The 21,000-nt window shown below is 73.3% G+C and carries 26 protein-coding genes; 10 read left to right on the top strand and 16 right to left on the bottom strand.

Annotated elements, in window-relative coordinates:
- Positions 1-54: 54 nt before the first annotated feature.
- Positions 55-957: a hypothetical protein gene (locus FHR77_RS07985; RefSeq protein ID WP_167259618.1), complete on the top strand. Its 903-nt coding sequence runs from the start codon at positions 55-57 to the stop codon at positions 955-957.
- A 33-nt stretch (positions 958-990) separates the two neighbouring features.
- On the opposite strand, the gene FHR77_RS07980 is transcribed toward FHR77_RS07985, so the two are convergent.
- On the bottom strand, positions 991-1,677 hold the full coding sequence (locus FHR77_RS07980; protein ID WP_167259617.1) for a hypothetical protein: 687 nt from the start codon (positions 1,675-1,677) through the stop codon (positions 991-993).
- Between the two features lie 156 nt (positions 1,678-1,833).
- Between FHR77_RS07980 and FHR77_RS07975 the strand changes: the two genes are divergently transcribed.
- Positions 1,834-2,292 carry a hypothetical protein gene (locus FHR77_RS07975; RefSeq protein ID WP_167259616.1) on the top strand — a complete coding sequence of 153 codons (459 nt, stop codon included), beginning with the start codon at positions 1,834-1,836 and terminating at the stop codon, positions 2,290-2,292.
- Between the two features lie 104 nt (positions 2,293-2,396).
- Complete coding sequence (locus FHR77_RS07970) at positions 2,397-3,197, top strand: nucleotidyltransferase domain-containing protein (protein ID WP_167259615.1); 801 nt, start codon at positions 2,397-2,399, stop codon at positions 3,195-3,197.
- A 9-nt stretch (positions 3,198-3,206) separates the two neighbouring features.
- Here the strand turns inward: FHR77_RS07970 and FHR77_RS16375 are convergent, their stop codons facing one another.
- Positions 3,207-3,695 carry a VanZ family protein gene (locus tag FHR77_RS16375; RefSeq protein WP_167259614.1) on the bottom strand — a complete coding sequence of 163 codons (489 nt, stop codon included), beginning with the start codon at positions 3,693-3,695 and terminating at the stop codon, positions 3,207-3,209.
- A gap of 170 nt (positions 3,696-3,865) precedes the next feature.
- Here FHR77_RS16375 and FHR77_RS07960 point away from each other — a divergent pair, with 170 nt between their 5' ends.
- Positions 3,866-4,150, top strand: coding sequence for a hypothetical protein (locus tag FHR77_RS07960; RefSeq protein WP_167259613.1), 285 nt, complete (start codon positions 3,866-3,868; stop codon positions 4,148-4,150).
- A gap of 59 nt (positions 4,151-4,209) precedes the next feature.
- Here FHR77_RS07960 and FHR77_RS07955 read toward each other — a convergent pair whose 3' ends face one another.
- The gene (locus tag FHR77_RS07955; RefSeq protein ID WP_167259612.1) at positions 4,210-4,953 is read right to left on the bottom strand and encodes a hypothetical protein; all 744 of its coding nucleotides are present in this window, start codon (positions 4,951-4,953) and stop codon (positions 4,210-4,212) included.
- 127 nt (positions 4,954-5,080) lie between these two features.
- On the opposite strand from FHR77_RS07955, the gene FHR77_RS07950 reads away from it, so the two are divergent.
- Positions 5,081-5,587, top strand: coding sequence for a hypothetical protein (locus FHR77_RS07950; protein ID WP_167259611.1), 507 nt, complete (start codon positions 5,081-5,083; stop codon positions 5,585-5,587).
- Positions 5,588-5,639: 52 nt separating this feature from the next.
- Here FHR77_RS07950 and FHR77_RS07945 read toward each other — a convergent pair whose 3' ends face one another.
- From FHR77_RS07945 to FHR77_RS07935, 3 genes are all read right to left on the bottom strand, one after another.
- Entirely contained in the window at positions 5,640-6,089 is a 450-nt protein-coding gene (locus FHR77_RS07945; RefSeq protein ID WP_167259610.1) for a hypothetical protein, read from the bottom strand.
- 63 nt (positions 6,090-6,152) lie between these two features.
- The gene (locus tag FHR77_RS07940; protein WP_167259609.1) at positions 6,153-6,485 is read right to left on the bottom strand and encodes a hypothetical protein; all 333 of its coding nucleotides are present in this window, start codon (positions 6,483-6,485) and stop codon (positions 6,153-6,155) included.
- A 94-nt stretch (positions 6,486-6,579) separates the two neighbouring features.
- A complete protein-coding gene (locus tag FHR77_RS07935; protein ID WP_167259608.1) occupies positions 6,580-7,776 on the bottom strand; it encodes a glycosyltransferase in 1,197 nt (398 codons plus the stop codon).
- Positions 7,777-7,839: 63 nt separating this feature from the next.
- On the opposite strand from FHR77_RS07935, the gene FHR77_RS07930 reads away from it, so the two are divergent.
- Positions 7,840-8,736, top strand: coding sequence for a UbiA family prenyltransferase (locus tag FHR77_RS07930; RefSeq protein WP_341777281.1), 897 nt, complete (start codon positions 7,840-7,842; stop codon positions 8,734-8,736).
- Entirely contained in the window at positions 8,733-10,166 is a 1,434-nt protein-coding gene (locus tag FHR77_RS07925; protein ID WP_167259607.1) for an FAD-dependent oxidoreductase, read from the top strand. The genes FHR77_RS07930 and FHR77_RS07925 overlap by 4 nt, the downstream gene beginning before the upstream one ends.
- A 29-nt stretch (positions 10,167-10,195) precedes the next feature.
- Here FHR77_RS07925 and FHR77_RS07920 read toward each other — a convergent pair whose 3' ends face one another.
- The 4 genes from FHR77_RS07920 to FHR77_RS07905 form a co-directional block, all read right to left on the bottom strand.
- Positions 10,196-10,666 (bottom strand): GNAT family N-acetyltransferase, encoded by a 471-nt coding sequence (locus tag FHR77_RS07920; RefSeq protein ID WP_167259606.1) that lies wholly within the window; start codon positions 10,664-10,666, stop codon positions 10,196-10,198.
- A gap of 109 nt (positions 10,667-10,775) precedes the next feature.
- Positions 10,776-11,198, bottom strand: coding sequence for a (R)-mandelonitrile lyase (locus tag FHR77_RS07915; RefSeq protein ID WP_167259605.1), 423 nt, complete (start codon positions 11,196-11,198; stop codon positions 10,776-10,778).
- Positions 11,195-11,536, bottom strand: a complete 342-nt coding sequence (locus tag FHR77_RS07910; RefSeq protein WP_167259604.1) for a carboxymuconolactone decarboxylase family protein — start codon at positions 11,534-11,536, stop codon at positions 11,195-11,197. Before FHR77_RS07910 ends, FHR77_RS07915 begins: the two co-directional genes overlap by 4 nt.
- A 158-nt stretch (positions 11,537-11,694) precedes the next feature.
- Complete coding sequence (locus tag FHR77_RS07905; RefSeq protein WP_167259603.1) at positions 11,695-12,585, bottom strand: MerR family transcriptional regulator; 891 nt, start codon at positions 12,583-12,585, stop codon at positions 11,695-11,697.
- Between the two features lie 171 nt (positions 12,586-12,756).
- Here FHR77_RS07905 and FHR77_RS07900 point away from each other — a divergent pair, with 171 nt between their 5' ends.
- The 3 genes from FHR77_RS07900 to FHR77_RS07890 all read left to right on the top strand — a co-directional run bounded on the left by FHR77_RS07900 (position 12,757) and on the right by FHR77_RS07890 (position 16,940).
- Positions 12,757-14,661, top strand: a complete 1,905-nt coding sequence (locus tag FHR77_RS07900; protein WP_167259602.1) for an ABC transporter ATP-binding protein — start codon at positions 12,757-12,759, stop codon at positions 14,659-14,661.
- Between the two features lie 59 nt (positions 14,662-14,720).
- Positions 14,721-15,413 carry a hypothetical protein gene (locus FHR77_RS07895; RefSeq protein WP_167259601.1) on the top strand — a complete coding sequence of 231 codons (693 nt, stop codon included), beginning with the start codon at positions 14,721-14,723 and terminating at the stop codon, positions 15,411-15,413.
- Between the two features lie 171 nt (positions 15,414-15,584).
- Positions 15,585-16,940 carry a hypothetical protein gene (locus FHR77_RS07890; RefSeq protein WP_167259600.1) on the top strand — a complete coding sequence of 452 codons (1,356 nt, stop codon included), beginning with the start codon at positions 15,585-15,587 and terminating at the stop codon, positions 16,938-16,940.
- 18 nt (positions 16,941-16,958) lie between these two features.
- Here the strand turns inward: FHR77_RS07890 and FHR77_RS07885 are convergent, their stop codons facing one another.
- The 6 genes from FHR77_RS07885 to FHR77_RS07860 form a co-directional block, all read right to left on the bottom strand.
- Positions 16,959-17,528 carry a hypothetical protein gene (locus tag FHR77_RS07885; RefSeq protein WP_167259599.1) on the bottom strand — a complete coding sequence of 190 codons (570 nt, stop codon included), beginning with the start codon at positions 17,526-17,528 and terminating at the stop codon, positions 16,959-16,961.
- 10 nt (positions 17,529-17,538) lie between these two features.
- Entirely contained in the window at positions 17,539-18,237 is a 699-nt protein-coding gene (locus FHR77_RS07880; RefSeq protein ID WP_167259598.1) for a hypothetical protein, read from the bottom strand.
- 56 nt (positions 18,238-18,293) lie between these two features.
- The gene (locus FHR77_RS07875; RefSeq protein WP_167259597.1) at positions 18,294-18,944 is read right to left on the bottom strand and encodes a hypothetical protein; all 651 of its coding nucleotides are present in this window, start codon (positions 18,942-18,944) and stop codon (positions 18,294-18,296) included.
- A gap of 56 nt (positions 18,945-19,000) precedes the next feature.
- Positions 19,001-19,312 carry a hypothetical protein gene (locus tag FHR77_RS07870; protein WP_056056350.1) on the bottom strand — a complete coding sequence of 104 codons (312 nt, stop codon included), beginning with the start codon at positions 19,310-19,312 and terminating at the stop codon, positions 19,001-19,003.
- 159 nt (positions 19,313-19,471) lie between these two features.
- A complete protein-coding gene (locus tag FHR77_RS07865; RefSeq protein WP_167259596.1) occupies positions 19,472-19,798 on the bottom strand; it encodes a hypothetical protein in 327 nt (108 codons plus the stop codon).
- Positions 19,795-20,958: an inorganic phosphate transporter gene (locus FHR77_RS07860; RefSeq protein ID WP_056056346.1), complete on the bottom strand. Its 1,164-nt coding sequence runs from the start codon at positions 20,956-20,958 to the stop codon at positions 19,795-19,797. Before FHR77_RS07860 ends, FHR77_RS07865 begins: the two co-directional genes overlap by 4 nt.
- Positions 20,959-21,000 lie beyond the last annotated feature (42 nt).

Genomic DNA, 21,000 nt, shown 5'->3' with positions numbered 1-21,000 from the left:
GAAGGACCGGCGGCGACGTCGTGAGGGTCGGCGTCGGTGCCGGATGATGGGCGCATGACCGTGCCCATGGAGTCGCCGCCGCCTCGGAGATCGAGGACGGCCGGCGTGCTCACCGCCTCCGCGGATGCAGAGCGGCTCGTTCTCGAGAAGCACCCTGAGCTCCTCCGTCGCGTCGGGGGAGTGCTCGCTGAGTACGAGACCTCAGCGTCGCGGCTCGTAGATCAGCGACGCAGATCGGGGGACGTGACGAGAGCCAGCGAGGTGCGTCCTAGGCGCCGCATGAGCGTCCGGGGGCTTCCTGGGGTGCTTTCCTTCCTCGCCTCGTTCCTGGTGTTTCAGAACATGGCCGGTGGCAAGGGCATTCCGCGGGGTGTCCCGATGTCCAACATCACGGCTGCCGTGCCGGATCGGCTCGACGTCGTCGCTGTCGTGTGGGCCGCGGTGGCGTTGCTCGCCGCTGTCGTCGGGGTCGTGTGCGCGGGTGGGGCTCGGCCGCCTCACCTCCTCGGCATGGCCGCCGTGTCCTCGACGCCAGCAGCGGTCCTCGCGGTGTTCGACGAGTCGACGGCCGTCAACGAGCGTGTCGCGCCGTGGCTCGGGGCGTGGTCGCTGCTGCTCCTCGTGCTCGCTGGTGTGGCGCTCGCCGTGTGGGTGAGGGCAGACCGGCGCCGCTTCGCGGTGACCGGGGGTGCGACGGCTCGGGTCGCCGCGGCACGGTCCGGACTCGAGGTCGAGCATGAACGTGCCGTGTACCGCCTCACAGAACTGATGCCGGTCCGTTCGCCCGAGGGCCGTGCGTTGCGTGTCGACCGAGACCGTGCGGTGGCCGCGGCCCGTCGCTCAGCCGGTGTCCTTCCTCGGGACGGGACCAAGCCCGAGGGGCCGGTGCCTCTCGGCGGCTACGTCCTGGCGGCCCGACACGCGGGCAGGTGCGCCGAGCTCGACGCAGCAGAGTGATCACGTCCCGGGAGGGGATCGCTCTCCAAGCTGTCAGGTCGTGGATCGATTGATCGTGTCGCCGTCCCAGGAGAGGTCGGAGTCCTCGTCGACGGGGAAGGCCTCGAAGCGGCCGTCGGTGAGGATCGCGTGGACGAACGCCTGTGAGCCGGCGACGATCGTGGAGTCCCAGTCGATCTCGGTGGCGAGCACCCAGGCGTGGTCCTCGGGCCAGAGCAGCTGGGGTGACTCGTCCGTCCGGAAGCCGATGTCGACGCCCCAGCCTGGCTCGGCGAGTTCCATGATCCTGGTCCGGGCGAGCACGTAGTCGTATCGATCGATCGTCGCGGAGCGGCCGATGAGGTCCTGGCCGCTGCCGCCGACCCAGTACGCCGCGAGAGCGTCGTCGGGTGTCGTGGTCGCGTCGCCGAGCAGTGGTGCGAGGGCAGCGAGCACCTGGGGGTCGAGGTGCCCGACATCGCTCGTTCCTCCATGTGGCTCGTCATGGTCGAGGAGTCGCTCCCACTGCACGAGGGGGTGCATGACCTTCTCGGCTGTGGCCGCGACATCGGCCCAGCGTCGGTGTTCCCAGGCGCCGCTGCCGGTGGGGCGGGGATGCAGGATGCGCGCGTAGGCCTCGAAGTCGTACCCGGCGATCGAGCCGACCCGTGCCCAGCCGCCCTGCCGGTACATCCGTCGCCCCAGCCAGGCCGCGCGTTCCACATCGTCGGTGATGTGCATGGTCGTCACCTTGCCATGCCAGGGATGCCGTACCGATGAGGCGAGGAGGCACCGGTTCCGTCGAGGCCGTCCATCACGGGATCTGTCACCGGTGCGCCGGACGATCTCACTCCAGAGGTGGTCGTGCAAGCCAGGGCGGAACACTAGACACAGGTCATGGAAGAAGTGCGTAGCCGACGGTCGCCGAAGACGGCACTGGCGCAGATCTGGCTCACGGTCTTGCCGTTGCTCGCGCTGGTCGCGTTGTGGCCGTCCTCGAGGGAGGAGGCGCCGGCGAGTTCCTTCACTGACGGGGGAGGCGTCCCGTTCGTCAGCGCCGACGATTCGGTCACCGTCATCATCGAGACGCACGCGCCGGTGGTCCTCGGCTGGGCCCTCGTGGTGCTCGGGGTGGGACTCTCCGCCGCTGTCGTGGCTGGGGCTCGGGGTCCCGCCTCGAGGTTGCGGCGCCTTTCCGTTCTCGGGCGGGTCGCTCTGGTGGTGGTCGCTCTTGCGGGTGGAGCGTTCGCGTCCCTGCCCGTGCAGGCGCATGTCCTGGGATGGGACAGGGGCGAGGTGCCCGCCGCGGTGCCGTGGTGGAGCAACGCATCGTTCAGCTGGATCGAATTGCACTGATTCGCTGCGGGGGAAGAACCGAACAGCCTTCCCGCTGAGGGATCGACGGGGCTGACCGGGTGTCTCGCCTGGGGCATGTCCAAGTGGCTGGGTAGGGTCTGGACATGCGCGCAGTCCCGGAGGACCTCGATCCGTCGGTCGTGACACAGATCGACAGGCGTCTGGCGGGCGTCGCGGCTGACTACGACGTCCGCGTGCCCTGGGCGATCGAGAGCGGCAGTCGAGCGTGGGGTTTCCCGTCGCCGGACAGCGACTACGACTGCCGGTTCATCTACGTTCGTGCGCCGGAGGCCTACCTGTCGCTGTGGCCGTGGCGAGACGTCATCGAGACTCCCCTCGACAGCGTCCTCGACGTGAACGGGTGGGACCTCGCCAAAGCCGTTCGCCTCCTCGTCAAGGGCAACGCCGTCGTGATCGAGTGGCTGCGCTCGCCCATCGTCTACACGGGCGACGAGTCCTTCCGGGACGAGCTCCTCGCCCTCGCCGACGAGGTCGTCGAGCGGGCGGCCGTCGGGCGGCACTACCTCCACGTCGCTCACAAACAGCAGGCGGGCAAGCCCACCCTCAAGCGCTTCTTCTACGTCCTCCGGACGACGACTGCGTTGCGGTGGCTGCACGTCCACCCGAACGAGACCGTTCCCCCGATGGACCTGCCGACGTTGCTCGCCGAGGCCGAGGTGTCGAACGACGTCCGTCTCGCGGCTGACACGCTGATCGCCACGAAGGCTCGAACGCGGGAGATGGGCACGCAGGCTCCGCCGCCGCAGCTCGCGCGGTTCGTCGAGGTGGAGCTGCAGCGTGCCATCCACTTCGAGACGGATCCCGCCGTGAAGCACCCCGATGAGGTCAGGGCCACGACCGACGCCTACTTCCGGCGGGCCGTCGCCTCGAGCTCAGCCCGCTAGCCGATCGGCCTACGGTGCTGCTGTGGCTCGACGGCCGAGGCTCAGCGCAGCGAGGGCGATGAGTCCGCCGAGGACAGCGCCGATGGTGTTCGTGATCCAGTCGCCGGTGTCGCAGGCGCGTCCGAGGGCCGGGACGATCGCCTGGACGAGCTCGATGAGTGCTGACGTGGCAGTGCCGCCCATGACGGCCAGGACGGGGCGCCGGACGAGCAGGCCCGCGAGCAGGACCGGGGGGATGAACAGCAGCACGTTCGCCACCGTCTCGACGGCTCGGAGCCCGAAGTAGGGAAGCCCGACGGTGCAGGTCACGTCTCGGTCGGCCCCGCCCTCCGGGTAGAGGGTCAGGCCGGCGAGGACCACGAGGGATGCGATGAAGAGTGTCCGGAGCAGTCGCGGCCGCGGCACGATCGCGGCCGCGATGAACGGGCCGGTCAGGACTGCGAGGAGCAGGACGGCGACGGGGAGCCACGGCACCTGCACCAGGAGAGTTGAGAGCACTGACTCACCGTAGTGACCCAGGAGCTGCACGATGGGGGCTCGTTGCTCCGGTCCTGGATGTCCCTAATCTCGTAGCCACGTCGAAGGCTCTGGGCGCCGAGCTTCAGGGATCGCTCGGTCGAGACGCGCTGACGACGGGCGAGGCCCGCCGGCACCGCTACCGTTACCCCATGACCGATCGATCGCTCATGGACCGATGGACGTTCGTCCTCTGCGGCCTGGCCGTCGTGGCCCTCGTCGTCTGCGTGGTCAGCACGGTCAGTGCCGGTGCGCTCGCCCCGGTCTTCTTCTGGTCCGTGCCGGAGGGCACGGAGATCGTCACGACGAAGGAGCAGTACGAGTCGGTGCTCGTCACCCAGCTGGTCGGCAGGATCGCCACAGCGGGCACCGTCGTCCTGGGCCTCGGCGCTCTCGTCCTCGTCCTGGTGGGTCGTCGAGCTGGTCGCGCTCGCTGATCGACCGACGCCGACGGCTGAGCCCAGTTCGGCCGTGCCGAGCAGCAGCCAGAACGCCGTCACGCGGTCGACTCTCCGCCCGGGCCGTTGAGGGTGTCCCCGTCCCAGGAGAGGTCGTCGTCGGGGCCGACGTCGAACGCCTCGAAGCGGCCGTCGAGAACGATGCTGTCGACGAGGGCCCGAGTGCCGCCGACGATCGTCGAGTCCCAGTCGATCTCGGTCGCCAGGACCCAGGCGTGGTCGTCGGGCCACAGCAGCTGGAGGGACGGAGACCTGACGTGGGAGAACCACCCGAGTCCGAGGGAGAACCCCCAGTCGGGGTCGGCGAGCTCGTCGAGGGCCGTGCTGGCCAGGACGTACTCTCGGCCCGGCAAGTCCAGCTGTCTCCGGCTGGTGAGCTCGATCCCTCCGTGCCCGGTCCAGAAGCCGGCGACGACGTCGTCCGGCGTGCTCGTCGCACTGGCGAGGAAGGGGACGAGCGCCGCGAGGACGACGGGGTCCAGGGAACCGAGCGACGTCCCCGGTGCGTGCGGGTTCTGATCGTCGAGGAGGCGGCCCCACTGCACGAGGGAGTGCATGATCCGCCCGGAGGCGGCTGCGACGTCGGACCAGCGCCGAGTCGTCCAGTCGTCGGACGGCGGCACGCCCCACGCCCGACGGTCGTCGACGTGCCCGCTCTCCCGCGGGTGCAGGATCCGGACGTAGGCGTCGGCACCGTGCCCCGCGACGGAGCCCACGCTCGTCCGGCCGTGCACTCGTCCGGCGAGCCACTCGCCACGCTCCACGTCATCGATCACGTCCACGGGAGCAGCGTGGCACGGCTCACCAGCGTCCTGCACCACGATGTGTGACCGGCAGGGGGGTCCTGGTCGGCTGGAGATCCTCCTCGGGGCGGACGACCCGCGGGCGGGCCTCTCCTACGGTGACGGCATGAGCCGTCCGGATCCTCCTGCCCTCGCCGCCTCGGTCGGAACAGGTCTCGTCGTGGCGTACGCCGTGGTGGGTGCCCTCCAGGTCCTCGTCTGGAACCCGCTGGCCGCGGTCCCGCGCCTGTCGCTGCCGGAGATCCACAGCGAGCTCGACCGCGTGGGCCAGTCGTTCTCACCCGCACCGGTGATCGCCTGGGCCGTGCTCGGCGTGGGCGCCGCGGTCGTCGTGGCGGTGTCGACGATCCGCCGCTCGCGCCTCACCCTCGGTCAGGTCGTCCTGGCACAGGCGCTCGTCCTGGTCGGGGGAGCGCCGTCGCTGCTTCTCGTCTCCTTCGCGCCGGGCATGCAGCTCGCCGACGGCTTCGGCATCAGCGGCTACGACCACTCACCGTGGGCTCGCCCGCTGTACCTGACGAGTCTGCTCGCGATGGTGGCAGCGATCGCCGCCGCGGGGCCCGCCGTCACGGCCAGCCGTGCTCGGCCGAGCGAGTGCGGGCGAGTTCTCTGAGCCTCCGCGCATGACCGCACGTCGGCGGATCCGTTGATCGACGCCACGGGCCTCACCTCGTCGAGAAGGTGACCGAGCCGCCGTTGATCGAGGTGACCGTGAGGACGGCCTCGTCGCTGTTCGCGTCCATGAGGAACGCTGTCGTCGCGACAGCACCAGGAGAGAGCTCCGACGGCCAGTCCGCCTCGAGCGCGTAGCCGTCCACCATGCCGTTCTCGGGACGCGGGCCGAAGGGGAGCGACCAGTCCGGCCCGCCGGCACCACCGATGACCAGGTCGTCATCTGCCTCGAACAGCAGCGGCTCGTCGCTCGTGTTCTCGACCCTGAGCCCGACGCTGAGGTAGCCGTCGAAGCGGTCCAGCACCTCCGCGGTCGCCACCATGCCCTGAGTCGTCCGCTGCGTGTCGGTGTCGCTCGTCGAGCACCCGGAGAGGCTCGTCAGCCCGACGACCACCACCCACAGTGACGCGACGCGGACGGTCATCGGAGCAGCGGTCTTCACACCGTCATGGTCGCAGAGGTCGCAGCGAGAGCGTCCCGCGACGCTGTCCAGGGAGGCGCTGTGTCAGAAGGGCAGGGGAGTCAGCAGCCAGAGGACGAACAGGCACCCGCTGAGCACGAGTCCGAGGACGCCGAGCGTGAGGCCGACAGCGGCGGAGCGCGGCCGGAGGTCGCGGGGCGACGCCAGGTCGTCGCGCGCGACGACGATCGCGGCGACGCCGAGAGCGACCGACGCGACGGCCCAGAGATCCAGGAGGATGCTCACCCAGGGCAGCAGCGGTGCGCCGATCAAGGCCGGGGCGTTGCCTGCGGCCACCACGAGCGGGCCGGAGACGCTCAGCCCGCTGAGCGTCAGTGCCCACGACCGTGGGGCCGGCGTTCGTCTCAGTGTCGTCACGACGACGCCTCCTCTCGGCAGCGGACCCGGGAGTCCGCCTGAACTCTCCCAGCGACGAGGGGACGGCGATTCCTCCTGGCGGATGATCTTCGCGTCAGAGGGACTCGAGCACGTCGAGCGCCCGCTGCACGCCGTGCTCTCGACGCATGAGGCGGCCCACCTCGGCGGCCCGCCCGCGACGGGTCAGGGCGTCGCTCATCGCGGGCGCGAGGGCACCGGCCGTCAGGCGGCGCAGCGGAACGGCCGCGGCCGCCACCCCCTGTCGGTGCAGCTGGGCTGCCCAGAACGGCTGGTCGGCCGTGACCGGCACGACCACGGCGGGCACGCCGGCCCGCGCGACGGCGTGGGAGGTGCCGGCCCCGCCGTGGTGCACTGCCAGCACGGCGTGCGGCAGCACGGCGTCGAAGGGCACCGACGGCACCGCCAGCACGTCGGGGCCGCGGTGCTCCGGCGGCAGCGCGAGCCCGCCCCACCCGGTGACGAGCAGCACCCGGAGGCCGTGGGAACGGGCGGCCGCGACGACCGCCGCGCCGCGGGCCGAGGCGTCGCCCGTCGCCATGGAGCCGAACGAGGCGACGACGACGGGCCCGGCGGCCAGGAAGTCGGTGACGACCGGTCCGCACGACGCGGCCGGCGCCTCCTCGTGCCAGGCCCCCGTCTGGTGCACCTGCTCCGGCCAGTCGTCCGGCCGCGGGAGCAGCACCGGGCTCACGGCCATCAGCGTCGCGCGCGACGGGGAGCGCCAGGACGGGCGCCGCCCGCCCGGCAGCTCGGCGGCGGCGCGCGCCACGTCGCCGTCGAAGAGGCGGGCGGCGGCGCGCGGCACGGCGTAGGTGGACCGGTTGTGGGCGCCGAGGTCGCGGGTGGCGGTGGGTCCGCCGGCGGCGGGGAAACGCGCGCTGGGGGTGGCCACCGGCGCGAACTCCACGAGCACACGCGGCACGCCCAGCGCGTCCGCCACCATCGGCGCGGTCAGGACGAGCGGGTGGTGCACCACCACGTCGGGGTCGAACGCGACCGTCTCGCGCACCGCGGCCGCGAGCATGCGCCGCATCGCGGGCCGCACCTCGGCGAGGGCGTGACGCGCGAGGGCCCACGGGGCACGACCGGCGGGGGAGAGCACGCGCCGCGCGTCCAGGCCGAGGGGCACGGTGCCCACTCCCTCGGGCGCGCCCGCGTCGTCGGGCAGGGCCAGCCGGACGTCGTGGCCGCGACTCGTGGCGTGTCGGGCCAGCGCGACGAAGGGCTCGACGTCGCCCCGGGTGCCGGCGGTGAGCAGCATGATGCGCATCCGCCCAGTCTGGGCCCGCGAGCCGTGGGCCCGCGGCGCGGCGGGCGGCGTACGGTCGGTCTCGTGACTGACGGTGCTGAGCGGATGTCGCGCGTCGCGCCGTCGGAGAGGGCTGCGACCGTGCGCCGCCTCGTGCTGATCTCACGTTCGGTGCTGTGGATCAACACCATCGGGTCGGGTCTCGTCGCCGTGTGGCTCACCGGTGCGCTCTTCGACCTGCGGGCGCTGCCGGTCATCCTGTGGCTCACCCTGCCGTTCAACCTGCTCATCTACGGCGTCAACGACATCTACGACCAGGACACCGACGCGGCCAACCCCCGCAAGGGCTCGATCGAGGGCGCGAGGATCGAGCAGTCCGAGGTCCGGCTCATCGCCTGGGCCGTCGCGGTCACCAACGTGCCCTTCCTCGTCTGGTTCGCCGTCACGTTGCCGCCGCTCGCGATCGCCGCGATCCTGCTCTACGTCGGCGTCTTCGTCTTCTACTCCGCACCGCCGCTGCGCTTCAAGGCGCGGCCCTTCGTCGACTCGCTGAGCAACGCGGCCTACGCGCTGCCGCTCGTCATCGTGCCCGCGGCCCTCTCGGTGACGCCGGTCTGGCCCGCCGCCCTCGGCCTGATGGCCTGGAGCGTGGCCAAGCACGCCTTCGACGCTGTCCAGGACATCGTGGAGGACCGCGACGCCGGCATCACCACGACCGCCGTGCGGCTGGGCGCCCGCGGGACGGCGCTGTGGAGCGGGGCCTGGTGGGTCGTCTCCACGGCGCTCTTCGCCGTGGTGAGCGTGCCGGTGGCTGCCCTGAACCTCCTGATCGCCGGCGTCCTCGTCGGGCGCCTGCTGCGCGACCCGTCGCCGGAGACCGGCCACCGCCTGTACCGACTGTCGGTCGCGTTCCCGTACATCGCGGGGTCGTTCGCCGGGGTGCTGCTGCTGGTCTCCATCGTGCTGGTGGGCCGGCCGTGAGCCGCGTGGTCGTCGTCGGCGGCGGGATCGGCGGGCTCACCGCCGCCGCGCTGCTCGCCCACGCGGGGCACCGCGTCACCCTGCTCGAGGCCTCGGCCGAGCTCGGCGGCAAGAGCCGTCGCATCCAGCTGGGGGAGGACCGCATCGACACCGGTCCGTCGCTGGTGACCTTCCCCGCCGTGTGGGACGAGCTGCTGCGGCGGCTCGGCGACGGCGGGCGTGCTCCCGACCGCGCCCGTGACGACGGCCACCTCGACCTCGTGCGCATGCCCGAGGTGGGGCGCTACTACCACGACGGCGAGGAGACCTCGCTGCCGGTCGCGCCCGGGCACCCCTGGTACCCCGCCTGGCGACGCTTCTCCGACCTGCACGCGCCCCTCGCCGACGACGTGACCGAGCTGCTGCTCTCCGACCCGCTCGACCGCGCTGCCCTGCCGGCCCTGCGCCGGCTGCTGGCTGTCTACGGCTCGCGCCTCACCACCCGCGCCTACCTCGACGGCCTGCCGTGGCTGCCGGACGGTCTGCGCGAGATCATCGCGATCCACACCCTCAACGCGGGCGTCTCGCCCTCGCGCACCCCCGCCCTGTACGCCAGCATGCCGGCGATCATGGCCGAGACCGGGGCCTGGGTGCCGCGCGGCGGCGTGTACGAGGTCGTGCTCGCGCTGGGTCGGCTGGCGGAGGCGGCCGGGGTCGAGGTGCGCACCGGCGAGGCCGTCACCCGCATCGAGCGCGGATCCGTCACCACCGAGCTCGGGCACCACGCCGCCGACCTCGTCGTCAGTGCCCTGGACGCCGACCGGCTCGCGACGCTGACCGGCCCGTCCCGCCTGCCGACGCTGCCCCGTCTGCGCCCCCGTGCCCTCTCCTGCTCCGCCGTCGCCGTGTACGGCGTGCTGCGGGAGGAGCTGCCGGCGGACTTCCCGACGCACGGCGTGGTGCTGCCGACGAAGCCCGCGGCGCTCCACCGCAGCCTCGAAGCGGGCGACGAGCCCGCCGACACCATGGTGTTCGTCAACCAGTACCGCGCCGGTGAGGTCTACCCCAACCAGCGCAGCACCGTCGGCATCCTGCTCACCGCGCCCGCCGACGGCGGTCGCTACACCGCGGAGCACCCCTTCGTGCGACGCGAGGTCGACCGGGTCTCAGCGGCGATGGGGCTCGACGGGCCCCTCACCGACCTCCTCGACGAGCAGCTGGTGCTCGATCCGCAGTACTACGGCACGGGCGGCGAGCCGCACGGCGCCCTGTACGGAGCCGCGCGTCCGCCGTGGCTGAGCGGCCCGTTCCACCGCCCGTCGTACAACGACCCGTGGCGGCCCTGGCTGTGGCGGGTCGGCGCGTCGGTGCACCCCGGCGGCGGCATCCCCGCCGTGGTGGGCGGAGCGATGATCGCGGTGACCCGACTGCTGAGGTCGACCCCGGCCTGACCTGGGTGCGAGTCGGTCGGCGGGGAGGCTCAGAGGGCCCGCGCGAAGCAGACGGACTCGGGTGACCCGACGTAGGGGCCGAACAGGGGGATGCGCGTGTAGCCCTCTCGCTCGTAGAAGCGGATCGCGTCCGGCTGGAGCGTGCCCGTCTCGAGGGCGACCTGTCGCGTGCCCAGCTCGCGCGCGGCGTCCTCGAGGGCCCTCAGGAGCCCGGACGCCACCCCCGACCCCCGCGCGTCGGGCACGACGTACATCCGTTTCACCTCGACGGTGGCCGGTCCCACCACCGTGTCGGCCAAGGGCCGCAGCCCTCCGCACGCGATCGGTCGACCGTCGTCCGCCCGCGCGACGAGGAACACCGGGACGTCGGTCGCCGACGGCGGCGTGCCGGGCTCGTGGTCGTCGCTGCCGTAGCGGGCGTCGAGCTCGACCCGCTGGGCTCGGCGGAGGCCGTCGGCGTCCGGGTGGTCGAAGCGTGTCCGCGTGATGGTCCAGCTCATGGTCGTCCTCTCGTGCTGATCGCCACCGTAGCTGGCGCGCTCTGCTCCTCGACGACCGGGAGGTCCTGCGCGACCGCCCCGGGGTGCGATCCGACGCGTGGCCGCGAGGCTAGTTCGAGCCGCCCTCGCCGCGCTGACCGGTGAACTGGGCGTCGGTGACGTGCTCGAGCCACGTGGTGGTGGCGGAGGGGTCGTCGCCGTTCTCGAGCATCGCGAGGTGCTCCATGAACACCCCGGGGGCGGCGGCGTGGAAGTGCTCCTGGCCGGGCGGGGTGTAGATCGTCTGCCCGGGGTGGACGTCGACGACCTGCCCGTCGCGGGTGCCGAAGCGGCCGACGCCGGCGGTGACGCGGAGGTACTGGCCCTTCTCGTGCGAGTGCCAGGCGGTGCGGGCGCCGGGTGCGAACCTCACGGTGGCGACGACCATGTGCTGGCCGTCCTCGTGCGGCATCGCGATCGGGTCGAGCCAGACGTCGCCGGCGAACTGCTCGGGGGGGTTCTTGGTCGTGGGGGCGGCGGGTTCGATGTTCATGCTGACTCCTGTTCGTCGGTGAAGTGCTCCTTCGCGACGCCCATCGCTGCCATGCCGTTCGGCCAGCCGGCGTAGAGGGTCACGTGGGTGATCGCCTCGATCAGCTCCTCCCGGGTGAGGCCGTTCTCGACGGCGCGGCCCAGGTGGAAGTCGAGCTGCCCCGTGTGCCCGCCGGCGGCGAGGACGGCGACGGTGACGAGGCTCCGGTCTCGGGCGGAGAGCTCGGGGCGGTTCCAGACGTCCTCGAAGAGGACGTCGTCGGTGAGGGCGGCGAGCTTCGGGGCGAAGTCCCCGAACGTGCGGCGCCCGCCCCCGATCTGCGTCGGCTGGTCGGCCATGGTGGTGCTCCTGTCCGTCGTGTCGTGCGAGGGCCGCTCGTCGGGGTCCTGTCGTCCACGGAACACCGGACCCGCCGTGTGAGGGAGGCCCTGGCGTGGTCCCCCTGACGGGTCGTCACGGCCGGTCTGGCCTCAGCAGACCCCGACGCATGCCTGGCTCAGGGCGCCGAGGCCGCCGCCGACGCCCCCAGCTGCACCGCCAGCTCGCTGCAGCGCAGGCGGGCCGGAGAGAAGTCGGAGGGCAGGCTCCGGATTATCTCCGCCGCGCTCCTGCCCTGCGAGCTCCCGACCCGGTCGGGCGCCACGTCCGCGTCCCCCTGTGGGTGCAGTTCCTCCCAGGCGTCGAAGATGGCGTCGTCCTCCTCCAGCTGACCGGACTCCTCGATGACCCGCATGAGCGTGGTCTCGAAGGCGTGCCGCTCGGCCGCCACGCGGGCCACCCGCGGGTCGTCGACGGCGACCGTGTCGTCGAGGGACTCCTCCGCGGCGTCGACGCGGTCGGACTCGGCGCGCAGCTCGGGGTGGAGGGCCAGCGTGAGGAACCGGCCAGCCTGCGCGACCGCTCCGAGCGGACCGAAGATGCGCTCGGTGACGAGCAGCGTGTCGAGGTCGTCCTGGCGCAGCGAGCCCTCGGGTGCGGCCTGGAGGCGGTCGGAGACGATGTCGTCGAGCAGCCCCAGGCGGTCGCCGCGGGCGCGCATGCGCTGCACCGCGGCCCGCTTCCGCCGCAGCTCGGCCTCCTGCGCCGCCAGGCTGTCCTCCAGCCGGGCGAGGACGCTCGCGACCTCGCCCTCGACCCCGCCCGGTGCGGCGTCGGTGAACGCGTCGCGGACGTCGTCGAGGGCGATCCCGGCGTCGGCCATCCGTCGGATCCAGAGCAGCCGGATGATCTCGGCGTAGCCGTACCGGCGTCGGCCGTCGCTGCCCCGCTCGCGCTCCGGGAGGAGGCCGACCTCGTGCCAGTGGCGGATGGCCCGGGGAGTGGTGCCGACGAACGCTGCGGCGTCGCCGATCATGACCTGACGGGGCGGAGTCGGGAGGGAGTGCACGGCGGACCTCTCGGGGCGGGCGGGACGGGACGTGCTCCGAGCAGACCACATGACGCTGCGGCAGGTGCAACCCCGCCTCGGTCAGGCCGCGACTCCTCCTGGCTCGGTCGGCTGCGAGTCGAGCGTCGCCCGACGTCTAGGTTGAGCCTGGTACCGACGGAAGGAACAGCCATGAGCATGGAAGGCGCGGCCTGGAGCTCGCTCTACAAGATCTCGTCCGCTCGCGACGGCGCGCACGGCATCTCGCGGGCGTCCGTCCGGCGCATCATGACGTTCGCGGTGCCCTACCGGTCGAAGCTGGTGCTCTTCATCAGCCTCTCGGTGGTCGGGGCCTTCCTCGCGGTCGCGACGCCGGTGCTGGCCGGCCGCGTGGTCGACGTCATCGTCGCGCGGGGCGACGTCTCCACGATCGTGCGGCTCGCCGTCCTCATCGGGGTCGTGGCGGTCGCCGACGCCGGCGTCTCGCTCGTCACGCGGTGGTACTCGGCCCGGATCGGGGAGGGCGTGATCCTCGACCTCCGCACCGCCGTCTTCGACCACGTGCAGAAGATGCCGATCGCGTTCTTCACCCGCACCCGGACGGGCGCCCTCGTCAGCCGTCTCAACAACGACGTGATCGGCGCCCAGCAGGCCTTCAGCGGCACGCTGTCCGGCGTCGTCACGAACGTCGTGGCACTCGTCCTGACCCTGATCGTGATGCTGAGCACGTCGTGGCTCGTGACCGTCCTCGCGGTGGTCATGCTGCCGATCTTCCTGGTCCCCGCGCGACGCATGGGCAGTCGCCTCGCCGCGCTCCGACGCGAGGCCGCCGACCACAACTCCGCGATGAGCACGCAGATGACCGAGCGCTTCTCCGCGCCCGGCGCCACCCTCGTCAAGCTGTTCGGCCGCCCGGACGAGGAGTCGGCGGAGTTCCGTGTCCGCGCCGCCCGCGTCCGCGACATCGGGGTGCGGACCGCGCTGCTGCAGTTCGTCTTCGTCACCGCCCTGACGCTCGTCTCCGCCCTGGCCCTCGCGCTCGTGTACGGGCTCGGCGGCGCCCTCGCGCTCGCCGGCCAACTCGACACCGGCGAGGTCGTCACCCTGGCGCTGCTCCTCACCCGCCTCTACGTGCCGCTGACCGGCCTCGCGAACGCGCGGGTGGAGATCATGAGCGCGGTGGTCAGCTTCGAGCGCGTCTTCGAGGTGCTCGACCTCGAACCGCTCATCCGGGAGAAGGCCGACGCCGCCACCGTGCCCGAGGGCCCGGTGAGCGTCGAGTTCGACGACGTCCGCTTCGCGTACCCGTCCGCCGACAAGGTGTCGCTCGCCTCCCTCGAGGAGGTCTCCACGCTCGACACGAGGGGCGGCGACGAGGTGCTGCACGGGGTGTCGTTCCGCATCGAGCCGGGCCAGACCGTCGCGCTCGTCGGCACCTCCGGGGCGGGCAAGTCGACGATCGCCCAGCTGCTCTCGCGCCTCTACGACGTCGACGGCGGTGCCGTGCGCCTGGCCGGGGCCGACGTCCGCGACGTGACCTTCGCCTCCCTGAGGCACACCCTGGGGATGGTGACCCAGGACGGCCACCTGTTCCACGAGACGATCCTGTCGAACCTGCGGCTCGCGAGGCCGGAGGCGACCGAGGACGAGGTGTGGGACGCCGTCCGTCGGGCGCGGCTCGAGCCGCTCGTCCGCTCGCTGCCCGACCAGCTCGACACGATGGTGGGGGAGCGGGGTTACCGGCTCTCCGGCGGCGAGCGCCAGCGCATGACCATCGCGAGGCTGCTGCTCGCCCGGCCGCAGGTCGTCATCCTCGACGAGGCGACGGCGGCGCTGGACAGCACGTCGGAGGCGGCGGTGCAGGCCGCGCTCAGCGAGGCGCTCGAGGGGCGGACGGCGATGGTCATCGCCCACCGCCTCTCCACGATCCGCAGCGCCGACCTCATCCTGGTGGTCGAGGACGGCTCGATCGTCGAGCGCGGCACGCACGAGGAGCTGCTGGCCGCCGCCGGCCGCTACGAGGAGCTGCACCGGACGCAGTTCGCCGTGCAGGTGGACGTCGCTGCCGACGAGGACGCGGTGACCGAGCCTCGGTAAGGTCGACGCACGACCACGGACGGGGCACGCCCGGCGCGGTCGGTCCGGAGGGGGACACCATGAGGCACGCACGCGCGACCTGGACCGCCACGACGACGGGCGCCCTCGTGGCGCTCACGCTCGCCCTGACCGGGTGCGGCACGGGGGCGGACGGCTCGCCGGACGAGACGCCGACCGCGACCGACGTGGCGAGCACGGCCTCGGCGACCCCTGCCCCCACGCCGTCGGCCACGCCCGCGGAGCCCGCCGTCGCGTCGATCCCGACGGACTGCACCGACATCGTCGACCCGGCCACCTACGCCGCGACGATGGGCGAGACGCCGCTCAACGACCCTGACTTCTTCACGGGCCCGACGGGTCAGCTCCAGCCGAGCCCGGCACCCGCGGGCGCCGACCCCTACGAGACGGTCGTGGCCGCCACGCAGCTGACCTGCGGCTGGCGCGACCCGCGGGCGGACGTCACCGGCCTGTTCGTCGACGTGGCCACGGTGGACGACGCGGCCGCCGCCTCCTACCTGGACTGGCTCGCCGACCCCACGGTCGACACCGAACGGCGGGGCGCGGACGTCGTCTACGACTGCTCGGAGCGCCTCGGCGGCACCGTGTGCCAGTACACGACGAAGGACCAGCAGTACGACACGGACTTCGCCGAGACCGTCCTCGTGCGCGACGGCGTCGTCGTCACGGTGCGCCAGTCGAACTACCCGACGGACGACCTGCTCGGCGCGATCGTCGACCGCATCTGGGGCTGACCCTCCGCTCCGGTGGTCTCGTCGGAGCGCGTCGTCCCGGTGGCGCCGGTGGATGGCCCCCTGACGCGGGATCGACCGGGGCGGGCGCCTCCGCCAGGATCGTCCGGGGGGAGGCGCGGGTCCTGCCGCAGGGGGAGGGCAGGTCGTCGTGACGTCACCAGGGCAGCCGTCGTGACCGAGGCGCAGCGCGCGATGCTGTGGTGCCTCCCCGTCTTCCCCGTCATGGCCGTCGTCGTGGCCGTGATCAGCACCGACGCCTGGCTCTTCCCCGACGTCGAGCAGCGGGCGCAGCTCGCGGCGGGCTGGCCGGTCGCGGGGGCGCTCTGGTTCCGCGTCGTCCTCGGGTACGTCGGCGCCCTCCTGTGCCTCGGGTTCTCCGTCGCGTTCGGGGTGCTGTACGCCCGTGAGATCCGCTTCATCGGGGCCGTCCGTCGGCGCGCCGCCGCCGCGGCCCGGGGCGCCGCCGCACCGGGGCGACCTCGCCTCAGCGCCGCGCAACGCGCCTCCTTCGCGGCCCTCCTCGACGGCGACCGCATCCCGCGTGTGATGGTCGTGAGCCCTCGGGGCATCGGGCGGAGCGTCATGGCGGCCGCGTACCTGCGGGCGCTCGACGGGGCGGTGTTCCTGGTCGAGGCCCGGGGCGTCTCGCCGCAGGAGGGGCGCGTGAGCCCGCTCGTGCAGGGGGACGTGGTGGTCGTGATGGGGATGGACAAGGCCCCCGTCGAGACGGAGCAGGTGCCGGCGAAGGTGATGGCGGCACCGGTGCGGGCGGCCGACCTCGTCGTGCGGATCGGCTGCCCCGGCTCGTTCCCCGTGCCCCGCGGCACCCCGGTGCTCGACTGGGACGTGCCCGACCCGATCGGGGCCGACCTGCTCGCCGTCCTGACGATCCGGGACGACCTGAAGGGGCGCGTCGAGCAGCTCGCCGCCGACCTGGGGCTCGACCGGCCGTCGCTCGCGCTCCGCGACCGCACGATCCCCCGGCAGCGGGCGAGCGTGGCCGCGGGGAGGGCGACCATCGCGTACCCGGCGCTCGCCGACGACGTCGCCGAGTGGTTCTCGGCGGCCGAGGCCCGGCTGCTGGTCGAGATCACCGACGCCCCGCTCACGGCCGCGACCGTCAACGGCCGGGACCCGTTCGCCCCGGCCCTCACCATGCCGTGGCTGGCGTCGGTGGGCGCGGCGGAGACGGCCCTCCAGGCCGAGCTCCGCTGGCGGGCGGTCACGGGCGCCGACCAGGCCCGGGCCGAGGAGAGCCTCGGGCTCGTCGTCGAGTGGCTCGAGGGCGCGGGCGTCCTCCGGCCCCTGTCGTCGGAGCAGCGCGACGCCCTGTGCGCGTCGGGGACGGCTCAGCGCGACCACGACCACCCGTTCGACCAGTGGCCCCGAGGCCTGGCCGGCGAGTACCCCGCCATGGCCGAGATGCGGTTCTCGGAGGAGGACCGTCGCACCTGGGAGGTCGTGCCGGCCGCGGCGCTGCGCGTCTACCCGGACCTCGAGACGGAGTGGGCGGGTGGGTTCCTCTAGCGGGGGTGGGTCACGGTGTCACCCGCCGGCGACGTCGTCGTCGTGGCCGCCGCGGTCGAGGTCGCGCAGGTCGGCGTCGCGCACCTCGACGTCGTCAGGGCCGACGTCTGCCGCGTCCACCGCCCCGCGCCCGGGGTAGAAGCGGTTGCCCGAGGCCGGCGAGTACGCGAACCACGCGCCGCCGCCCAGCTCCTCGACGACCGCCCGTGCCTCCGACGCCTGGCGTCGGGCGCGCGTGCGCAGTGCGCGCGCAGCGCCTGGGTTCGTCGGCGGCTCGGTCGACCTGAGCACCTCGCGGCCGCGGTGGATGTGGTGCACCTCGAACCGGCTCCCGAGCTCGTCCGCCAGTCGAGCGGCCACGGCCGCGCCGGTGGTGGCGAACTCGTCCTCGTCGTCCGGGGCGTGGGGGGCCAGGTCAGGGTCGAGCCGGGCGCGGTGGAACGCCTCCCAGGCTCGGAGGTCGGCCTCCAGCAGCGGCGACAGGCCAGCCTCGTCGTACGGCACGGGCCCGCCGGACCAGATCACGGTGCCGGCGTGGCCAGGGAAGAGGCGGACGATGATCGCACCGTCCTGCGTGTGCTCGGTCACCCTGCCGACCCTAGCCGCGGCCGCCGGCGCTGCGGCTGCCGTCGCGGCGAGGCGAGCGGCGCGCTCGCCGGCGCCGGTCCGCGATCACCTCGGGCAGCCGGGCGGCCAGGGCCGCCGCGGACCACAGGGCGACGATCGCCGCCACGCCCAGGGTGAGCACGCCCGTGGCGATCCACAGCTCGGCCCAGCCGTCGGGCCAGATGCCCCACTCCAGCACGGGCGACCCCGTGGCCAGCGCGACGGCGTGCGTGGCCGAGGCGGCGCCTCCGACGACGGCCCCGAGCACGACGACGGCCGCGACGCCGACGACCGTGTCGGCGATCCACCCCCGGATGCTCGTCGACGACGCCCGGGCGTACGTGGACGCGTCGCGGCGCAGCTGGTCCACGAACCCGGGGAGCACGCCCGCGGGGTCGACCTCGGCGGCCGAGAACGTCCTCGGGACGAAGAGCAACCGCAGCAGCCGGTCGCGGTCCGCCTCGCCGCTCCGCACGATCCAGTCGATGAACGCCTGCTTCTCTGCTGCGGTCGTCATGCCCGGGACGAGCAGCGCCCACCGGCCCGCCTGGTCGGCGTGCCCGGCGGCCCTGTGCAGGCCGGCCAGCTCCGCCCGGGCGTCGAGGTCGCTCGCGTCGCGGTGCACGCGCTCCCGCAGGGGCCCCGGACCGCTCGACGCGCGGGCGTGCGCGCCCGGCGCGGAGGGGTCCATGACGCGATCTTCGCAGAGCGCGACGCCGGTCGCGGGGCAGCGGCGGTGACCGCGCCTCAGAGGACGCCGCCGGCGGCCCAGGAGCCGAGGCCGAGGACCCCGAACACCACCGCGACGGTGAGGAGGAGCAGGGCCAGGCCGAGCAGGTGCTCGCGGACGGCGCGGCCGAGGCCGTCGCGCGGCTGATCGCCGAGCAGTGCGGTGATGCGTCGCCTGCCTCCGTGGGGGAGCCCGGCCAGCAGGACGACGACCCCCCCGCGCGGCCCCACGACGACGGCGCCGTGCGAGGTCGACGGGGTGCTGAGGATGCGGAAGTCGACGACGCGGCACGACGCGACGCTGAAGCGGCGGCGACCCGTCACCGACGTGACGACCATCTCCGCTCCGTCCCGCCGAGAAGCCCAGGGCGACGCCACCAGGCCGCAGAGCCACGGGGCCAGGATCCCCACCGCGAGGAGGAGGGCGAACGTGACGTTCGGCAGCCAGTGCGCGGGGTACCCGGTCTCGTCCAGGCCCTGTCGCTCCCACCACGGGCGGGTCAGCCGGGTGGCGACCACCAGAGCCGCCGTGAGCGGCACCAGCACCCGCCCCGCCCACACGGCCACCAGGGAGGCGCGGGTCACCTCCTGCGGAGCCGCGTCGGTCGTCGAGTCGCGGTGCGCCGGTGCCGATCCCGGTGCCGGTGCCGGTGTGCCTGTCGCTGTCATGTCGCCCAGATCATCGCACGGGTCGAGCGCATCGTCGCGCGCAGCGGCGGCGGCCGTCAGCGGAGCGGCTGGGGCACGGTCGCGGGGCGCGACCAGCTCACGTCGAGCGAGCCCTCCTCGAGCCGCACCGCGATCTCGGTGCGGAAGGAGTCCTCGAAGTGCCGTGCCGCTCGCTCGTCCGAGACGACCACGTCGACGCGCAGCGAGCCGAGCTCGTCGGTGATCAGCACGGGCCCGTCCGCGAACCGCACCAGGAAGCGGTGGGGCGTGACCGGGACGCTCTCGTAGTCCCGTCGCAGGCTCTGCTCGAGCTGGCGGACGGGGCGGATGCCGGCGGTGGGCCGGACGAGGGCGCTCATGGCGATCATGCGTCGATGGTGCGCCGCCGATGCGACGCGCGCGTGAACGCGACGTGACGACTCGTCGTCGACCCGACCCGCGACTCCTCGGCGCCGCCCGGGCACCGAGATGCCCCGCCCTGGGCCCCCACCGTGCGGCAGGACCCAGGACGGGGCGCCTCGACGTCGTCAGTGGAACTGCGGCACGATCATCCACAGCCCGTAGAGCACCGCGGCCACGCCCACGGCGAAGCAGGCGAGCCCCGCGGCGGTGGCCCCGGCCGGGCGGCTGACCGGGCCCGGGCCCGCGGCCACGGCCGCCGTCGCCCCGTCGGAGCCGGCACCAGCACCGGCACCAGCACCGGCACCGGCACCGGCACCCGCCGGCTCCTCCGCCCCGGCCGCGAACGCGCGGATGCCCAGCGCGAACGACGTGACGATCACGGCCGTCGCCGCGAGGGCGACGAGGAAGACGACCACGAAGGCGCCCCAGTCCACTCCGAGGAACACGGTCACTCTCCCTGCTGGCGGGAGGCGCCGGCCGGCTGGGCAGCCGCGGGAGCCTCGTCGCCGTCGTTGACGGTCTCGTGCGTGACGGGGTGCCGCCGCGCGAGGAAGGCGAAGGCCAGGCCCCCGCCGAGGGCGAGCAGGGCGACGACGACGAGGCCCGCCGTGCTCGTGCTGGCCAGCCAGGCGGAGACCCCGCCGACCAGCGCGGCGGCGGGCAGCGTGAAGACCCACGCCGAGGCGATCTTGCCGACGACGCCCCAGTGCACGGTCGCGAGCTTCGCGCCGAGGCCGGCCCCGACGATCGAGCCCGAGGTCACCTGCGTCGTCGACAGGGCGAAGCCGAGGTGCGACGAGATCAGGATGGTGGCCGCCGAGCTGGTCTCGGCGGCGAAGCCCTGCGGCGCCTTGACGTCGGTGATGCGCTTGCCGACCGTCCGCATGATCCGCCAGCCGCCGAGGTAGGTGCCGAGCGCGATCGCGAGCCCGCAGGCGACGATCACCCAGAGCTGCGGGCCGGTGCCCGCGCCCTGGTAGCCCGCCGCGATGAGGGTGAGCGTGATCACGCCCATCGTCTTCTGGGCGTCGTTCGTGCCGTGCGCGAGCGACACCAGCGAGGCGCTCACGGTCTGGCCGTGACGGAAGGCGGCGGTCGACCCGCGGAGGGTCGCCTGACGGGTGATGCGGTAGGCGACGTAGGTCGCGACGAGCGCGACCACCCCCGCGACGACCGGCGAGATGATCGCGGGCAGCACGACCTTCGACAGCACGACCGCGAAGTCGACCGAGCCGATGCCGGCACCGATCACCGCCGCGCCGATCAGGCCGCCGAACAGCGCGTGCGACGAGCTCGAGGGCAGGCCGAGGTACCAGGTGGCGAGGTTCCAGAGCACGGCGCCGACCAGCCCGGCGAAGATCATGACGGGCGTGACCTGCACCCCGCCCTCGCCCTCGCGGATGAGCCCGTTCGAGACCGTGCTCGCGACCTCGGTCGAGAGGAACGCCCCGACGAGGTTGAGCACGGCGGAGATGAGCACCGCGACCTTGGGTCGCAGCGCCCCGGTGGCGACCGAGGTCGCCATGGCGTTCGCGGTGTCGTGGAACCCGTTCGTGAAGTCGAACACGAGCGCCACGACGATCACCAGCATGACCGTGACGAGCACGTCCATCGTCGTCGTCCCTCCGAGGGGCGGCCGGTGCGTCGCGACGGC

The organism is Frigoribacterium endophyticum (assembly GCF_011759585.1).
Classification (GTDB): Bacteria; Actinomycetota; Actinomycetes; order Actinomycetales; family Microbacteriaceae; genus Frigoribacterium; species Frigoribacterium endophyticum.
The sequence above is the reverse complement of the archived record's forward strand: the minus strand, read 5'-3'. Positions and strand labels throughout refer to the sequence as shown.

Coding starts and splice junctions, on each gene's coding strand:
- FHR77_RS07985 (WP_167259618.1), top strand. CDS start 55: ATGACCGTGCCCATGGAGTCGCCGCCGCCTCGGAGATCGAGGACGGCC.
- FHR77_RS07980 (WP_167259617.1), bottom strand. CDS start 1,677: ATGCACATCACCGACGATGTGGAACGCGCGGCCTGGCTGGGGCGACGG.
- FHR77_RS07975 (WP_167259616.1), top strand. CDS start 1,834: ATGGAAGAAGTGCGTAGCCGACGGTCGCCGAAGACGGCACTGGCGCAG.
- FHR77_RS07970 (WP_167259615.1), top strand. CDS start 2,397: ATGCGCGCAGTCCCGGAGGACCTCGATCCGTCGGTCGTGACACAGATC.
- FHR77_RS07960 (WP_167259613.1), top strand. CDS start 3,866: ATGACCGATCGATCGCTCATGGACCGATGGACGTTCGTCCTCTGCGGC.
- FHR77_RS07950 (WP_167259611.1), top strand. CDS start 5,081: ATGAGCCGTCCGGATCCTCCTGCCCTCGCCGCCTCGGTCGGAACAGGT.
- FHR77_RS07935 (WP_167259608.1), bottom strand. CDS start 7,776: ATGCGCATCATGCTGCTCACCGCCGGCACCCGGGGCGACGTCGAGCCC.
- FHR77_RS07920 (WP_167259606.1), bottom strand. CDS start 10,666: ATGAGCTGGACCATCACGCGGACACGCTTCGACCACCCGGACGCCGAC.
- FHR77_RS07915 (WP_167259605.1), bottom strand. CDS start 11,198: ATGAACATCGAACCCGCCGCCCCCACGACCAAGAACCCCCCCGAGCAG.
- FHR77_RS07910 (WP_167259604.1), bottom strand. CDS start 11,536: ATGGCCGACCAGCCGACGCAGATCGGGGGCGGGCGCCGCACGTTCGGG.
- FHR77_RS07900 (WP_167259602.1), top strand. CDS start 12,757: ATGAGCATGGAAGGCGCGGCCTGGAGCTCGCTCTACAAGATCTCGTCC.
- FHR77_RS07895 (WP_167259601.1), top strand. CDS start 14,721: ATGAGGCACGCACGCGCGACCTGGACCGCCACGACGACGGGCGCCCTC.
- FHR77_RS07880 (WP_167259598.1), bottom strand. CDS start 18,237: ATGGACCCCTCCGCGCCGGGCGCGCACGCCCGCGCGTCGAGCGGTCCG.
- FHR77_RS07875 (WP_167259597.1), bottom strand. CDS start 18,944: ATGACAGCGACAGGCACACCGGCACCGGCACCGGGATCGGCACCGGCG.
- FHR77_RS07870 (WP_056056350.1), bottom strand. CDS start 19,312: ATGATCGCCATGAGCGCCCTCGTCCGGCCCACCGCCGGCATCCGCCCC.
- FHR77_RS07860 (WP_056056346.1), bottom strand. CDS start 20,958: ATGGACGTGCTCGTCACGGTCATGCTGGTGATCGTCGTGGCGCTCGTG.